16 protein-coding genes are annotated in these 15,881 nt (G+C 61.1%); 11 read left to right on the top strand and 5 right to left on the bottom strand.

Annotated elements, in window-relative coordinates; genetic code table 11:
* The first annotated feature begins 485 nt into the window (after positions 1-485).
* Positions 486-614, top strand: a complete 129-nt coding sequence (locus tag VNX23_RS12180; RefSeq protein ID WP_325630317.1) for a hypothetical protein — start codon at positions 486-488, stop codon at positions 612-614.
* Here the strand turns inward: VNX23_RS12180 and VNX23_RS12175 are convergent.
* A complete protein-coding gene (locus VNX23_RS12175) occupies positions 604-1,467 on the bottom strand; it encodes an ABC transporter substrate-binding protein (protein WP_325630315.1) in 864 nt (287 codons plus the stop codon). The two genes, VNX23_RS12180 and VNX23_RS12175, sit on opposite strands and share 11 nt — an antisense overlap.
* A 374-nt stretch (positions 1,468-1,841) precedes the next feature.
* Between VNX23_RS12175 and VNX23_RS12170 the strand changes: the two genes are divergently transcribed.
* A complete protein-coding gene (locus VNX23_RS12170; RefSeq protein ID WP_325630313.1) occupies positions 1,842-2,249 on the top strand; it encodes a hypothetical protein in 408 nt (135 codons plus the stop codon).
* A 336-nt stretch (positions 2,250-2,585) separates the two neighbouring features.
* Here the strand turns inward: VNX23_RS12170 and VNX23_RS12165 are convergent, their stop codons facing one another.
* The 3 genes from VNX23_RS12165 to VNX23_RS12155 all read right to left on the bottom strand — a co-directional run bounded on the left by VNX23_RS12165 (position 2,586) and on the right by VNX23_RS12155 (position 6,184).
* On the bottom strand, positions 2,586-4,109 hold the full coding sequence (locus tag VNX23_RS12165; protein WP_325630312.1) for an altronate dehydratase family protein: 1,524 nt from the start codon (positions 4,107-4,109) through the stop codon (positions 2,586-2,588).
* A gap of 196 nt (positions 4,110-4,305) precedes the next feature.
* Positions 4,306-5,082 carry an HpcH/HpaI aldolase family protein gene (locus VNX23_RS12160; protein ID WP_325630311.1) on the bottom strand — a complete coding sequence of 259 codons (777 nt, stop codon included), beginning with the start codon at positions 5,080-5,082 and terminating at the stop codon, positions 4,306-4,308.
* Positions 5,083-5,098: 16 nt separating this feature from the next.
* On the bottom strand, positions 5,099-6,184 hold the full coding sequence (locus VNX23_RS12155) for a malate/lactate/ureidoglycolate dehydrogenase (protein WP_325630309.1): 1,086 nt from the start codon (positions 6,182-6,184) through the stop codon (positions 5,099-5,101).
* A 357-nt stretch (positions 6,185-6,541) separates the two neighbouring features.
* On the opposite strand from VNX23_RS12155, the gene VNX23_RS12150 reads away from it, so the two are divergent.
* From VNX23_RS12150 to VNX23_RS12110, 9 genes are all read left to right on the top strand, one after another.
* Entirely contained in the window at positions 6,542-6,946 is a 405-nt protein-coding gene (locus tag VNX23_RS12150) for a 5-carboxymethyl-2-hydroxymuconate Delta-isomerase (protein ID WP_325630307.1), read from the top strand.
* Positions 6,947-6,956: 10 nt separating this feature from the next.
* Positions 6,957-7,940 carry a 3,4-dihydroxyphenylacetate 2,3-dioxygenase gene (gene hpaD, locus VNX23_RS12145; RefSeq protein WP_325630305.1) on the top strand — a complete coding sequence of 328 codons (984 nt, stop codon included), beginning with the start codon at positions 6,957-6,959 and terminating at the stop codon, positions 7,938-7,940.
* Positions 7,941-7,954: 14 nt separating this feature from the next.
* Positions 7,955-8,722: a substrate-binding domain-containing protein gene (locus VNX23_RS12140; protein WP_325630304.1), complete on the top strand. Its 768-nt coding sequence runs from the start codon at positions 7,955-7,957 to the stop codon at positions 8,720-8,722.
* 100 nt (positions 8,723-8,822) lie between these two features.
* Positions 8,823-10,448, top strand: a complete 1,626-nt coding sequence (locus VNX23_RS12135; protein ID WP_325630302.1) for a thiamine pyrophosphate-dependent enzyme — start codon at positions 8,823-8,825, stop codon at positions 10,446-10,448.
* Positions 10,449-10,635: 187 nt separating this feature from the next.
* Positions 10,636-11,403: a phosphonate ABC transporter ATP-binding protein gene (gene phnC / locus VNX23_RS12130; protein ID WP_325630300.1), complete on the top strand. Its 768-nt coding sequence runs from the start codon at positions 10,636-10,638 to the stop codon at positions 11,401-11,403.
* Between the two features lie 12 nt (positions 11,404-11,415).
* Entirely contained in the window at positions 11,416-12,297 is an 882-nt protein-coding gene (phnD, locus tag VNX23_RS12125) for a phosphate/phosphite/phosphonate ABC transporter substrate-binding protein (RefSeq protein WP_414642983.1), read from the top strand.
* Positions 12,294-13,103, top strand: coding sequence for a phosphonate ABC transporter, permease protein PhnE (gene phnE, locus VNX23_RS12120; protein ID WP_414642982.1), 810 nt, complete (start codon positions 12,294-12,296; stop codon positions 13,101-13,103). The genes phnD and phnE overlap by 4 nt, the downstream gene beginning before the upstream one ends.
* Positions 13,100-14,152 (top strand): phosphonate dehydrogenase, encoded by a 1,053-nt coding sequence (locus VNX23_RS12115; RefSeq protein ID WP_325630296.1) that lies wholly within the window; start codon positions 13,100-13,102, stop codon positions 14,150-14,152. Before phnE ends, VNX23_RS12115 begins: the two co-directional genes overlap by 4 nt.
* Complete coding sequence (locus tag VNX23_RS12110) at positions 14,130-15,008, top strand: LysR family transcriptional regulator (RefSeq protein ID WP_325630295.1); 879 nt, start codon at positions 14,130-14,132, stop codon at positions 15,006-15,008. The genes VNX23_RS12115 and VNX23_RS12110 overlap by 23 nt, the downstream gene beginning before the upstream one ends.
* Before the next feature lie 210 nt (positions 15,009-15,218).
* Here the strand turns inward: VNX23_RS12110 and alkB are convergent, their stop codons facing one another.
* Positions 15,219-15,872 (bottom strand): DNA oxidative demethylase AlkB, encoded by a 654-nt coding sequence (gene alkB / locus VNX23_RS12105; protein ID WP_325630294.1) that lies wholly within the window; start codon positions 15,870-15,872, stop codon positions 15,219-15,221.
* Positions 15,873-15,881 lie beyond the last annotated feature (9 nt).

Below are 15,881 nucleotides of genomic sequence, written 5' to 3'. Positions count from 1 at the left end.
CGTCTTCTCGCACCCGAAGCGTCCACCGCATCCCGCCCAACGTCCGTGACGACGCGTACGCCCCTGTTGTCGAGGCGGGACGCGGCGAAATCTGCCGCTGATTTGGGAGTAACGGCAATGCCGACGGATTGCGACAGATTGGCACGACGGGCAATTTGCGCATGGCAAGCATGCACTGGCCAATCGTGCTCCGGATGTTTCCGCAAGTACCGTCAGCGCATTCGCGCGCGCCTCGACGCGCCCTCGCCGAGCGCATCGAGGAACTCGCCTCTCCTGGTCTGTGAACCCGTGCTCGCGGAGGCGAGGTGCGTCAACGCACGCATCCGCCGTCATTGCGAGCGCAAGCGACGAAGCAATCCCCGTTGGCTCAAGGATGTCTCAAACCCGCCCTACGGACGTAGGTCCGCTATTCCCCGATAACGACAAAATTTCGCACGGCAGCGAAATGACGCGATGGGCCATTTCCGACTCATGCACCGCAGCAAATGGCATCGATCTTATTCGATCACATCGTCGGCACGGGCGAGGACGTTTGGTGGGATTTCGAGGCCGAGTGCCTCGGCGGTTTTAAGATTTACGACAAGCTCGAACCGCGTGGGCTGTTCAATCGGTAGGTCGCCAGGGCTGGAACCTGTCCACGTACGAAGCAGCTCGTCGCCACATTGCAGTATTGCTCGCACCGTAGGAGACAAGTCCGCCCATTTCGGTGAATTCTCGGAAGCCAAACATCGCAGGAAGTCTGTACGCCAACGCGAGGTCGGCCAGCTTTTTTTGGTGAGCGGTGGTGAGTCCATCGGAGAAAATGATCAGGGCCTGCGTATGGTCGTCTACTATGCGGGTGAACGCTTCATCAATCTCGACCGACGAACGTGCCTCGTAGGCGCGCAATGTCAGCTTCAGCTTGTCGGCGGCTTCCTGACTTTGCTTGTACTCCCACGGTTTATTCCGGTCGTCCGGGTTGTACAGGATCGCCACGCGGGTTAGAGGTGACAAAAGCTCCTTGAGCAACTGCAGCCGCTTACCCGCCAACTCTGAAGAGATACAGGTCAATCCGGTGGCCTTACCTCCGGGTCGAGCTATGCTCACGACAAGACTGTCGAGCGGATCGCAGGCCACCGCAACGATTGGTATCGGTATCGTGCCCGTCGCCTCTTTTGCCGCGCGCAACCCTTGATCGCCCCCGGCGACCATCACGTTCACATTGAGCCGGACAAGCTCACGCGCAAAATGCGGAAAGCGATTGGGATCGCCTTCCCCCGATTTGGCGACGACTACGATGTTCTTGTCCTCAACATATCCAAGATCTTGGAGACCCTGGAGGAACGCCTGGTAGTGCGGCGAGGTCAAAGGCGAAGTCAAGAGCACGCCGACGCTGGGCATTTTGTCCGCTTGTTGGGCGTCGGCGAACGACAGAAGAGCCTGGGCCAATGCGAAGGCGATGCCGAATAGAAATGCACGCGGCCTCATATCGGCCTCCCAGTGCAAGTCGCGCTAAACTAGCACGCGGCACTCCGGGGGGCTGCGACATGATGTCCGAGTTGGGTCCAAACTCGGACCTCGGCCTGCGCAATCGCAACGTGTCTTCATGCTCTAACGAATTTGAGACATTGTGCATTTTTGATGCTGCTTCTCAGGTGCGTCAGGTCGCGTATAATGTAGTTGCCCTTGAAACGGGACAGCCGAAATCGCCGTCCGGGGCGAACGAGAAGCACCGGATGCCATCGGCGGGCATGCCCTCTTAAGGGACCGACGCTTTTTTCGGTTCTTACCACCACTCATATTCCACGAAAGGCGCCCGCCGCTTGCACGGCGGCGCGTTGCGCGGCCTCAGGAGAAGAGCGATGAACAAGATCGATCGAAGGTCAGCATTGGGAATCGGGTTGGCAGCGGCTTCGGCGGCCATGATGAAGCCAGTCGCTGCTCAAACCACGGGCTACAAGGACACGGCGCCGTGGCCAGGTGTCGTGGTGCGTGCTTACGATGGCGAAACTCCATCCATCATCCCAGGTTTTAAGACCGTCTCAATGCGTGATGTCATTATGCAGCCGGGATCGAAGACGGCCGGCCCCCCGATGATGAATGCCATGATCTGCCACATCCCGGAGGGGGAGCTTCGGATCGAGCAAGAGGGAAAAATCTTTACGGCCAAGAAGAATTTTGTCTGGACCTGCAACAAGGACACAAAAGAGCAGGCGTACAACGATGGGAACGCGGTCGCGATCATGCGGATCACGGACCTCAAGGCTTAAGGCTCGTTTCCTCGTAAGAGACCAATTGCAGGTGCAGACGGCGGCAAGCCGCTGAGTCCGCTTTGGGTCATTTGCGAGCGGGTCGAGCCGGCAGCGAGTCCACCCATGTCTGCCCGCCGCCGAAAGCGGAAATAAAACCAGAGTATTCGTCACCATCGCAGCGCGTAGGATGGGTGGAGCGAAGCGATACCCATCGATTAAAATTTGCAGAGATGATGGGTTTCGCGAAAGGGCTCAACCCATCCTACGCATTGTTTCAAAAAGGTGTCTATCGCGGTGTCTACCCGATAGATCACGCGGTATGGGTCCCTTCGTTCGCCGGGACGACAATGGGCCCTACATCGTCGCCCCGAGTACCCAGGGGGCAAATTCGGCGCCACCGAAATCAAAACTCTCGCTTTTGGTCGGCTGTCCCGAGGCGGTCCTGAGCATCAGATCGAAAATGCGCTGGCCGCATTGCTGCACGGTCTCCTCGCCGTCGAGAATGGTGCCGCAATTGACGTCCATGTCGTCTTCCATGCGCCTGTACATCGGCGTGTTGGTCGCAAGCTTGATCGAGGGAGCAGGCTTGCAGCCGAACACGCTGCCGCGCCCGGTTGTGAAGCAGACGAGGTTGGCGCCCCCGGCGACCTGCCCCGTCGCCGCCACGGGGTCGTAGCCGGGCGTGTCCATGAAGACGAAACCCTTCTTGGTGACTGCTTCCGCATAGTTGAGGACCTCGACGAGATTGGTGCTGCCGGCCTTCGCCATCGCGCCGAGCGATTTTTCCAGAATCGTGGTGAGGCCGCCGGCCTTGTTGCCCGGGCTGGGATTGGCGTTCATCTCGGCGCCTTCGCGTGCGGTATATTCCTCCCACCAGCGCATCAGCGCCACCAGCTTCTCGCCGACCTCGCGGCTGACCGCGCGCCGCGTCAAGAGATGTTCGGCGCCGTAGGTCTCCGGCGTCTCGGAGAGAATGACTGTGCCGCCGTGGCGCACCAAAAGATCGCTCGCTGCCCCCAGCGCCGGATTGGCGGAGACGCCGGAATAACCGTCGGAGCCGCCGCATTGCAGCGCGACCGTCAACTCGCTCGCCGCGACAGCCTCGCGCCTGACCTTGTTGGCGTCAGTGAGTGCTTCGCGCACAAAGGCAACACCGGCTTCGACCGTCTTTCGGGTGCCGCCGATTTGCTGAATTTCGAGTTCGCGCAGGCGCCCGGCGAGCTTCTGTTCCTGCATCAACCCGCCGATCTGGTTGACCTCGCAGCCGAGACCCAGAACCACGACGGCGGCGAAATTGGCGTGCCGCGCATATCCGCCGAGCGTGCGGCGCAGCAGTGCCAGCGGCTCGTCCTGGGTCATGCCGCACCCGGTCTTGTGCGTGAGCGCGACGACCCCATCGACATTGGGAAAATCGGCCAGCGGATTTTCGCCGGTAAACGGATTTTTCCTGAAGACGTCGGCGACGAGACCCGCGACGTGGGCGCTGCAATTCACCGAGGTGAGGATGCCGATATAGTTGCGGGTCGCGACCCGCCCGTCCGGGCGGCGGATGCCCTCGAAGGTCGCGGGCAGATCGAAATTGGGCACCGGCTTCACATCGACGCCGAACGCGTAGTCCTTGGCGAAATCGCCCATGCCGCAATTTTGCGTGTGAACGTGCTGGCCCGGCACAATCGGTGCGGTCGCAAAGCCGATGATCTGGCCGTAGCGGCGGATCGGTTCGCCGACCGCAATGGCGCGGATCGCAACCTTGTGGCCAGCAGGAATCCGTTCCGCGGTGGTCACCCCGTCCGCCACGACCATGCCCGGCGGAAGGCTGGAACGCGCGATCAGCACGCCATCATCGGGGTGCAGGCGAATGACGGGTGCCGGGGTCATTCTGATATCTCCTTTAAATTTGTCACCTCTCCCCGTTCTTACGGGGAGAGGTCGGATCGCCATGGCGATGCGATAGCATCGTCAGTGCGATCCGGGTGAGGGGCGAGCCGTCAACTCACTTCGAACAGCACGTCGCCCGGTAAGGGCCCCTCACCCCAACCCTCTCCCCGCAAGAGCGGGGCGAGGGAGAAGTAAGCTACGCCTTGCCGTTTGACTCGCTGCGGGTCTTTCCGACCTGCTGCCTCGCATAGGTCGCCATCAAGCCGCTGTCGTTGAACAACGTCACGAGCTTAAAGCCCATATTGATCGCGCGCAGCGCACCGTCGGCGCCGCTGCAGTGGATGCCGGGATTAAGGCCGCGCTTGCCGCACTCTTTCACGATTTTCTCGTAGATTTTCAGGATTTCCGGTTCCTCGCGGTCGAGCTTGGGGACGAGACCATAGGAGAAGCCGAGATCGGAAGGGCCGATATAGACGCCGTCGATGCCTTCGACGTCGAGGATCGATTCCATGTTTTCGATGGCGGTTTTGGTTTCCATCATCGGCAGCAACACGGTTTCCTCGTTCGCCGTCTTCTGATACGTGCCAGCGGTGCCATACAGGCCCGCACGGATCGGGCCGTTCGAACGCGTTCCGCGGGGCGGGTATTTGCTGTAAGCGACGAGGTTCTCGGCTTCCTCTTTGGTGTTGATCATCGGGCAGATCACGCCATAGGCGCCGCCATCGAGCACCTTGCCGATGATGCCGGGCTCGTTCCACGGCACCCGCACCATCGGCGTTACCGGATGGCCATGCATCGCCTGGAAGCATTGCACCATCGACAAATAGTCCTGCACGCCGTGCTGCATGTCCACCGTGACGCTGTCGAAGCCGCATTGCGCGATGACCTCGGCCGAAAATCCCGAGGGAATCGCAAGCCAGGCATTCACCACGACCTTGCCCTGCGCCCATATCTCCTTGACTTTATTCGCCATGATTTTTCCTTCGCATTTAAACGGTTGCCCTCTGGATGCTTGCCTCGCTCACCCCGACCTCGCGCGCGGTACTCACGATCGCGGCCCAGGTGTCGTCGGGCAAGGGCACGCCGTTTTTTAAGCGCTCGGCACGCATTTTTGCCTCCGGCTCGCCCGGGATCAACACGGCATCCACGCCTGCTGCCGGCTTGGTGTCCTTGAAATAGTTGATGTAGCGCGACATCTCGCCGTCGAAAATGTTCGCGGGGTCGACGATTTTTGGGTCGACATAGACGGCAAACATGCCATTGGCGAAGCGCCGGTTCGGTCCGGTCGCGCCCGTTCCGGTCAGCGCGCCGCCAAGCAATTCGCAGATCAGCGCAAGGCCCGAGCCCTTGTGCTCGCCAAAGGCGCGGATCGCGCCCTTGCCCTTGCTGTGGTCGCGCGGTCCGTCTGCTTCATGGGGTCCATACAATACGGCCGGGTTTTCGCTCAGTCTGCCGTCGAGATCGATCAGCGCGCCCTTCGGCAGCTTCTTGCCGCCGCGGCTTGCGACCAGCACCTTGCCTTCGGCCACGATCGAGGTCGCGAAATCCAGCACCACCGGCCCCTGCCCGCGGCGGGGAATGCCGACGCAATAAGGCGCGGTGGAAAGCCGCCGCTCGACGCCGCCGAATGGCGCGACCAGCACCGAACCGGCCGCATTGACGAAATGGATCGACACCAGGCCCTCGGCCGCCGCCATTTCCGCCCAGTCGCCGACCCGACCGATATGGCCTGCGTTGCGCAGCGCGACCGCGGCCAGCCCCGATGCCTTGCATTTTTCGATCCCGATCTTCACCGCCTGTGGCGCGACGGTCTGCCCGTAACCGAACTTGCCGTCGACCACCGCGAGCGAAGGCGTATCGACGACGACCTCCGCGGTCTGGTTCGGAACGACGGAGCCCATCTTCTTCCAACGGATATAGACGGGAACGCGGATCACGCCATGGCTGTCATGTCCGGTGAGATTGGCAGTGGTCAGATAGGTTGCAATGCGTCGCGCTTCCTCCGGCCAGGAATCGGCGTGGCTGAAAACGTCGGCAACAAAATCGATCAGATTGGAAAGGCGGAGTGTGACCATGGGCTGGTGGCTCGTCTTCTTGGTTTGATGATCGCGGATTGCGCACGGGCACTGTCGATGCTAAAGGGTGTCATAATACCTGCAATCGACGCGGGTCATAGCGCCGCGTAAACTTCATCCATTCCTCCCTGGGCCCTTACGTCGGCCTTCTCAGCTTCTCATGCTTTGAGCGAAAAACCGCGAACCTGTCTACGGCATGTCCGTGCAGGAGACGACTGCTATTGCGCATTGCTTGTGCGCGTAAGTGAACGTGCAGCAGTGCCCCTTGCGGTGGTGCCCAAACGAGATGCGTGGGCTATGCTTTTCCAGCGCGGCGAGGCCTGATGCACGCCGCAGAATCGTTTGACTGGTCCTGACATGCCGCATTTCACGATTCAATACTCCGCCAATCTCGATTCCCGTCTGGATATGGCAGAGGTCGTCGAGGTAGTCCGCAGGGCGGCGGTCGAAACCGGCATTTTCCCGCTCGGCGGCATTCGCGTCCGCGCTATCCGTTGCGAGCACTACGCCATCGCCGACGGGGATTCGCATCACGGCTTTCTGGACATGGTGCTGCGGCTTGGGGAGGGTCGCGATCTCGTCACCCGGCAAAGGGCCGGCGAAGATATTTTCCGCGCCCTTTCCGATCACCTCGATGCGGTGTTTGCCTCCACGTCATTGGCGCTGTCGTTCGACATGCAGATCAATGACAAGGAAACCAGCTGGAAACGCAATAACATCCACGGCGCTTTGAAGGTGAAGGCCGAGCCGAGCCAGACTTAGGAATCACCGCATGCCCGTGCCGAGCCACATCCTCGATCCGCCTTTCAACATCGTCAGATGCAGCCACGCCGTGCTCGACGTCGTGAACCTGAACGCCAGCCGCGAGTTCTACGAAAGGACAATCGGCCTTCACGTCGAGGATCGGAACGATCAGGCGATCTATTTGCGCGGCAGCGAGGAGCTGCAGCATCACTCCCTGGTGCTGCGCAAAGCCACAGAGCCCGCCTGCAATCGACTGGGCTTCAAGGTCGGCGACGAAGGAGACCTCGACAAGGCGGCATCATTCTTTTCGGAAAACGGCATCGTCCATACGTTTGCCGAGCGGCCGTTTCAGGGCCGCACGTTGCAATTTTCCGATCCCTTCGGCTTTGAGGTCGAACTTTATGCATCGATGGAGAAGCGACCGCACCTCTTGCGACGCTACGACCTCTACAGGGGCGCTCATCCGCAACGGCTGGATCACTTCAATGTCTTCGCCGCCGAGGTGCAGGACACCCTCGACTTCTATGCACGGCTCGGCTTCCGCCTGACCGAATACGCCGAGGAGGACGGACCGCAGGGCCGGATCGCCGCTGCCTGGTTGCATCGCAAGGGCAACGTCCATGATTTCGCCCTCACCAATGGCAAGGGCCCTCGCCTGCACCACTTCGCCTATTGGGTGCCGGGTGCGATGAATATCCTGCATCTGTGCGACGTGATGGCCTCGAGCGGCTATCTTGAGAACATCGAGCGCGGTCCCGGCCGGCACGGCATTTCCAACGCGTTTTTTCTCTATGTCAGGGATCCCGACGGACACCGGCTCGAGCTCTACACCAGCGATTACTTCACCGGCGATCACGACCATGCGCCGATGCGCTGGTCGTTGAAGGATCCGCGCCGGCAAACGCTATGGGGCGCACCGGCCCCGCGCTCCTGGTTCGAGCAGGGTTCGCCATTTCCAGGGCAGGCTGTGCGTGAGCCGCAGTTTGTCGCCGATGTCACAGTCACCGATTGAAATACGGAGACCTCATGAAAATGTCTTTGCTGGTCGCGGCGGCCTCGATGCTGGGTCTTGTGCCGGTTTTGTCATCCACGGGTGAGCTTCACGCCGCCGAGTTGAAGGTGCTCGCGGGCGGTTCGCTCAGAAGCGTGTTGACGGAACTCGGTCCTCAATTCGAGCGTGCCTCCGGCCACAAGCTCGATATTCACTTCGATACCACCCCCAACTTGATCAGGCTTGCGACCTCGGGTGATCCCTTCGACATGGGTGTCGTTCCCATCGACGTCTTCAAGGACGAAACGGCGAACACCCGGTTTCGGACGCAAACCGAGTTCGCCCGCGTCGGCTATGGCGTAGCGGTGCGCGAGGGGGCGCCAAAGCCCGATATCAGCACGCTGGCCGCCTTCAGGAAAACGCTGCTCGACGCAAAATCCATCACCTTTCTGCCGGCGAGCGCCGCCGGCGCCTATATCCTGAAGGTGTTCGATCGCCTCGGCATCGATGAGGCGATGAGGGCCAAAACCGTGGCGCAGGACCAGCCGACGCAGATCGTCCCGGCCGTCGTCAAGGGTGATGCGGAGCTTGCGGTGTTCGTGAACAACGTATTGACCGCGCCGGGGGTCGAGATCGTCGGACCATTTCCCGCCGAAGTGCAGCAGGAGCTGATTTTCCCGGCTGCGGTCGCGCTTGAAGCAAAGGAGCCTGCTGCCGCGCAGGCCTTCATCGACTTCCTCAAGTCGCCTGCGGCCGCTTCGACCATCAAGGCCAAGGGCATGAGGCCCGGTTCAGGTAGCTGAATCACGGCACTGGGCAGCGCAGCGCATGTCCTCATTGCCACCTTCGTTAACGACATGATCGATGAGACCGCGTGATGCCCGTACAAGATTGGATCCTGTCATGACCTTGAGTTCCGGCGGCGAAGCCATCGTCAGCGGTCTGGTTACGCATGGGGTCGATACCGTGTTCGGCCTGCCGGGCGCGCAAATCTACGGACTGTTCGACGCGTTCCAGCAGGCGCAGCTGAAAGTCATTGGCGCACGTCACGAGCAGGCCTGCGGCTATATGGCATTCGGCTATGCCCGATCGACCGGGCGGGTCGGCGTGTTCAGCGTCGTGCCCGGGCCCGGCGTGCTCAATGCCGGTGCCGCCTTGTTGACGGCGTTCGGCTGCAACGAACCGGTGCTCTGTCTCACCGGACAGGTGCCAAAAGCATTCCTCGGCAAGGGGCGTGGCCATCTTCACGAAATGCCGGATCAACTCGCCACGCTGCGCACGTTTGTGAAATGGGCCGACCGCATCGAATATCCGGGCCAGGCGCCGCTGGCGGTCTCCCGCGCGTTTTGCGAAATGCTGTCGGGACGAAAAGGCCCGGCCTCGTTGGAAATGCCCTGGGACGTTTTCACCGAACGCGCGGAAACGGGCCCGGCAAAAATGTTTCCTCTTTTTCCGGCACCACAACCTGATCCGGACCGGATCAAATCAGCCGCCGTCTTGATCGCCGCGAGCAAGACGCCGATGATCTTCGTCGGCAGCGGGGCCATTCACGCGCGCGATGAAATTCTCGAGCTTGCCGAACTGATCGATGCGCCGGTGGTGGCGTTCCGCAGCGGCCGCGGCATCGTCTCCAACACCCATGAGCTCGGACTGACGATGGCAGCGGCCTATCGCTTGTGGCCGCACACCGATCTGATGATCGGGATCGGGACGCGGCTGGAATTGCCGACCATGACGCGCTGGCCGTATCGCCCGGACGGGCTGAAGTGCGTTCGCATCGATATCGATCCCGCGGAAATGCGAAGATATCCGCCGGATGCAGCGGTGATTTCGGACGCGCAGGCCGGCGCGACGGAGCTTCTGGCGGCGGTTCGCAAGCGCGGCTACAAGAAATCCAGCGGCCGTCGCGCCGCGATCCGCGAAGCCTCCGCTGCCGCGCTGAAGCAAATACAAGAGATCCAGCCGCAGATGGCTTATCTGAACATTCTGCGCGAGGTGCTGCCGGCGAACGCCATTGTGACCGATGAATTGTCGCAAGTGGGCTTTGCGTCCTGGTACGGTTTTCCGATTTACGAGCCGCGGACCTTCATCACGTCGGGTTATCAAGGCACGCTCGGCTCCGGCTTTCCCACGGCGCTCGGTGCCAAGGTCGCGCATCCGGATCGGCCCGTGGTCGCGATCACCGGGGATGGCGGCTTCATGTTCGCGGTGCAGGAACTCGCAACCGCGGTCCAGTTCAACATCGCCGTCATCGTGCTGGTGTTCAACAACAATGCTTACGGCAATGTGCGGCGCGATCAGCGCGAGCACTTCGATGGCCGCGTCGTGGCGGCCGATCTGGTCAATCCGGATTTCGTCAAGCTTGCGGAATCCTTTGGCCTCAGCGCGGTGCGCGTGACTTCGCCGGAAGGGTTTCGCCCAGCGCTGGAGAGGGCGCTGGCAGATGGCGGACCATACCTGATCGACGTCGAGGTGCCCCGGGATTCTGAAGTCAGCCCCTGGGCCTTTATCCATCCGGCGAAGCCGTAGACTAGCGTTCCTAGGGATATCATTGCAGGTAGGCACGGCCTTCGCCTTAGCGGCGACGCCAATGTCATCTGCCTGTCATTCACGATTGATAATCGAATTTCCCGAACATCGTCGCTATCCGTTCGGAAATAGCGATCACAGCCATAATAGAGCGGGGCGACCCGATCTGGAGCTTGGGAAACTGTCGATGCTGCGCTTGCACGAGGTCGCACTGATTTATCCGAATGGCGTCAGAGCGGTGTTGCCGACCAGTATCACCGTCCCAAAGGGTCAATTCCTTGTGCTGCTCGGCCCATCAGGAGCCGGCAAATCGACGCTGCTGCGATGCCTGAACGGCTTGGTGAGACCAACACAGGGCGATATCACCATCGAAGGATGGGGCTCGATCTTTCAAAGCGGCCGCACGCTGCGCGAACACCGCATGCGAACGGGAATGATTTTCCAACAGCACCATCTGATCGACCGCCTGACGGCGCTGCAAAACGTCATGATTGGCCGCATCGGCGCGCATGGTACCTTTCGATCCCTTTTTCCGCTGCCTCGGTCTGATCGCATTGTGGCCCTGCAATCGCTCGAACGGGTCGGCCTCATCGAGCGCGCCCTTGATCGGGCCGACAAGCTATCTGGCGGCCAGCAGCAACGGATCGGCATTGCGCGGGCGATGGCGCAGCGGCCGCAGATCGTTTTGGCGGACGAACCAGTGGCAAGTCTCGACCCGGCGACAGGCGAGAAAGTGCTGGCCGACCTTCATCGCATCTGCCGCGAAGATGGCATTACCGCGATCGTAAGCCTCCACCAGGTCGACCTAGCCCGCCGCTTTGCGGATCGTGTGATCGGCCTGGTGAACGGCCGCATCGTCTTTGACGGCTCGGTATCGCAGCTGGGCCAGACAACGCTCGACGGAATCTACCTTACGAGCCTCTCCCAGACGCCTAAGCGACAACAATGGAATTGACCAATGGATCAGCTGATAGGCCGCAGAAATTTTCTCTTCGCCAGCGCAATCGGCGGACTGGCTCTCGCGCTCGCTAGCAGGGCCAGGGCTCAACCGGCGGCCGATCCCGCCAGCATTCGCGTGGCACTCCTTCCCGATGAGAATGCGTCCAGCATCATTCAGAACGCGCTGCCCTTGAAGAAATATCTCGAGCGCGCGCTCGGCAAGGACATCGAACTCGTCGTCACGACCGATTACTCGTCGATGATCGAGGCGATGCGGTTCGGCCGCATCGAGGTCGCTTATTTCGGGCCACTCTCCTACGTGCTGGCCAAGTCGAAGGGTCCCGACATCGAGCCTTTCGCCGTGGGCGTTTCAAAGGGCTCGCCGACATATAAGAGCGTCATCATCGCGCGCGTTGATGGTCCGGTGAAGTCGCTCGCCGACATCAGGGGAAAGATGGTGGGCTATGGCGACTTCGCCTCGACCTCGAGCCATCTGATCCCGCGCGCGCTGCTCGCACGCAACGGCATGCTGGGCGGTACCGACTACAAGTACGTCCTCCTCGGCGCCCATGATGCGGTGGCACGTGCCGTACAGTCCGGTCAGGTCCAGGCAGGCGGGCTCAGCCAGGAGATTTTCAAATCGCTGGTCGCCAAGGGCTCGATAGACGGCGACAAGGTGATCGTGCTGGCGGAAAGCGATCCGATTCCGAACTATCCGATCGTCATGCAGGGATATCTCGCACCCGAATTGAAGGCCTCGATCAGGAAGGCCTTTCTTGAACTCAACGACAAGGAGATCCTGAAGACTTTTCGGGCGGAGGGATTTGTGGCAACTGACGACCATGCCTATGACATCTTGCGCGAGACCGCGAAACTGCTCGATCTCGATCTTTCGAAGCTCAAGGGATGAGCTACTTCACCCCCTCGGCCTACGACGCCATCCTGGCCCGTGAGGGCATGGCACGACACAAGCGCGCGGCCGCAGTTCTCCTCATGGTCGTTCTGATCGTTGTCGCGATGGCGCTCACGGGCCTGCTCGATCCTCGCCGCTTCGCCGATGCATGGCCGGCGATCAAACAGCTTTCACGCGAAATGTTTCCGCCCGATTTCGGGCGGTACAAGAGCTGGCTGAGGCCGCTGGCCGATACGCTGGCGATGTCGGTGGCCGGAACGGCGCTGGCGGTTGCGCTTTCGTTGCCGCTCGCCTTGCTTGCCGCTTCCAACACGACGCCGAATTCGATCGCTTACCGCGCCACGCGGGCGATATTGAATCTGCTGCGGTCGATCCCTGAACTCATCATGGGCATCATTTTCGTCGCCATGGTCGGATTCGGAGCACTGCCTGGTGTGCTTGCGGTCGGCTTTCACTCCATCGGAATGATCGGCAAATTCTTTGCCGAAAGCATCGAGCATGTCGATCCAAAGCCGATCGAGGCGGCGCGAGCGGTAGGAGCCTCGCCGTTACAGGTAATCTTCCATGCGGTGTTGCCGCAGGCGCTGCCGCAGCTCGCGGACACCACGATCTATCGCTGGGAATATAATTTTCGTGCCTCGACCGTGCTTGGCGCCGTCGGCGCAGGCGGGATCGGCTTCGAACTGATCGCAGCGCTTCGCGTGCTGGAATACGCCCAGGCATCGGCAATCCTGATCTGCATCCTCGGTTGCGTGACGATCGTGGATGGCATTGGCGCCGCTCTGCGGAAGTACCTGAAATGATCGACAAGGGCGACCACGTGGCAGAAAAACCAAAGATTGTCGTGACCAACCGGGTTTTTCCCGAGACCCGGAACCTTCTGGAGAAGCACGCGATCGTCGAGATAAACCCGGCGCTCGAGCCATGGCCCTATGAGGAAGTGAGGATGCGATGCAGGGACGCAGCCGGGCTGCTCGCCTTCATGACCGACAGGATCGATGCGGATTTCCTCTCCGCTTGCTCCCGGCTTCGCGTCGTCGGCGCGGCGCTGAAGGGTTTCGACAACATCGATGTCCAGGCTGCCACAAATGCCGGGGTTTGGCTGACCATCGTGCCGGACCTTTTGACGGTGCCTACAGCCGAATTGGCAATCGGGCTGATGCTTTCGCTCGGACGGAACATCGTCGCCGGCGATCGAAAGATCAAGAAAGACGGATTTCACGGCTGGCGCGCCGAGCTTTATGGCTCGAGTCTTGCCGGAGCCACGGTCGGTATCATCGGGTTTGGCCTCGTCGGACGCGCGATTGCCGAGCGGCTGGTCGGATTTCAGTGCCGGCTGCTGGCATGCGATCAGTCCGTGCCCGCCGCGCATGCGAAATCCTGGCCCTATGTGACGATGACAAGCTTCGGGGACGTGATCAAAAGCTCGGACTACGTCGTGCTGGCACTGCCGTTGACTGCTGAAACCTGGCACATCGTCAATCCAAGGACGATCACGGCCATGAAGACCGGCGCACGGCTGGTGAATCCCGCCCGCGGGTCGCTGGTCGACGAAGCGGCCGTGGCCGATGCCATCGAGTGCGGTCAGCTTGCGGGCTACGCTTCCGATACGTTCGAATCCGAAGATTGGGCGCTAAGGGATCGGCCGACCAGCATCGACCCCCGGCTTACCACCTCATCCGCGCCGACGGTCTTTACGCCGCATATCGGATCGGGCGTGACCGAGATCAGGCGCGAGATCGAGCTTTCCGCCGCGCGCAGTATTCTCGACGCTCTCGATGGGCGAATTCCATTTGGCGCAGTCAACAAGCCGCACAAGCAGTTTACTCATGCTCAATCTGGTGCACGCTAGGACTTTTCTTGCCGTTCTCAGCGAGCGTGGATTCCGTGCCGCGGCGCGGGACCTCAATTTATCGCCATCGACCGTGGTCGAGCACGTCAAGCAACTCGAACAAGACCTCGCTGCGCCGTTGCTCGTGCGCAGGCGCGGCGTTGTCGAGCCGACCTCTCAGGGCGCGGCATTCGCACCGCTGGCCCGCGCGATGCTCGACACCGCCGAACGCAGCCGCAAGGTAATCGCCGAGACTGCGCTGCGTATCGCCGCGTCGAGCAACATCGGCACTTATCTCCTGCAATCCATGCTGGCCGCATTTCACACCACCGATCCGGTCACCGTCGATCTGTGGGTCGGTCGCAATCACGATGTCGCTGATCGCCTGACCAACGGCAGTGCCGACGTGGCGCTGATGGAATGGTGGGATGATCGGCCCGGCTTCTGCCCGTATAGCTGGCGCAAGGAACCCCTCCTTGTAATTGTCTCACCGGAACATGCCTGGGCAACCCGTAGCGCGATCGAAGCGAGCGAACTTGTCGGCCAGACCCTCCTGGGCGGTGAGCCCGGGACGGGAACGATTACGCTTCTGAGGAAGGAATTAGGGCAGCTGGCGGACCGTCTGACCGCCATCGGCGGGTTCGGCAACACGGAGGCTGTCAAGCGGGCTGTCCGCGCCGGCCGTGGAATCTCTCTTGTTTTGGCGGCGACGGTTGCGGACGAGATAGAATCAGGACAGCTCGTCGCGTTGCCGCTGACCGGAACAGAACTTGCCAAGGAATTGAAAATCATCGCGCCGTTCGGGCTTCCCGACGCGGCACCTGCGGCGCGCTTCGTTGCCCATGTTGCGAGAGAGGCCCGCGCCGGCCGACGCTAGACTAGAGCATGATCCGGACCCGAAGGGTCGCGTCGCGTTAGCGCAAAGTGGAAACCGGTTATCCCTCGCGACAAACGCGGTACGCGTTGGCGCGAAGATCATGCTCGAACAAAGAGATGAGACCATCATGCGATTCCACTCAACCGCTTCACGATCTAATGTGCGAGCAAACTTCGCGCTGCCTCGTTCAGCCGCGTTATGGAAGCATTTTCACCGCACCTTCCGGAACGTCAAATTGATGCGCTGCCGGCCCAACAGGAGATGCTCGCCCTCGGCCAGCGGTGCGATGCCGTGAAAGATGAGCCGTGATGGACCGCCCCATACCGCGACATCGCCATGCTCGAGCCTGAACCGCCGGGTCCTGTCGCTGCGCTTCAATCCGCCGAACAGGAAAATCGCAGGCAGGCCAAGCGACACCGAGACGATCGGCGCGCCGAAATCAAGCTCATCCTTGTCCTGATGCAAGGACAGCCGCGCACCGGGGACGTAGCAGTTGATCAGGCATACGTCCGGCGCGAAATCCGCAAAGCCCGCACGATCGGCGGCGCGGTGAGCCAGGTCACGGAGCAGCGGCGGCATGACCGGCCAGGGTTTTCCCGTCTCGGGGTCGTTGGGCCCGTAGCGATAGCCGGCCAAATCGGTGATCCAACCGGCGCTTCCGCAATTGGTCATGGCCACCGACATCCGGAAACCGCCCGGCGTCACCATGTGGCGGAACGGAGCCTTGGCCTCAATATCGCGCACTATGCCGATCAGTTCCGCATCGAGCGAACCGACAAATCCGCGCGAGAGCATGGCGCCCTCGGCAATCTTCTCTTGCGAAGGCTGCGGATCGGCAACGCTTTCGAACAAATCCATTGTCACCGTGAAAAA

The organism is Bradyrhizobium sp. (assembly GCF_035570375.1).
In the GTDB taxonomy this organism is placed as follows: domain Bacteria; phylum Pseudomonadota; class Alphaproteobacteria; order Rhizobiales; family Xanthobacteraceae; genus Bradyrhizobium.
The sequence above is the reverse complement of the archived record's forward strand: the minus strand, read 5'-3'. Positions and strand labels throughout refer to the sequence as shown.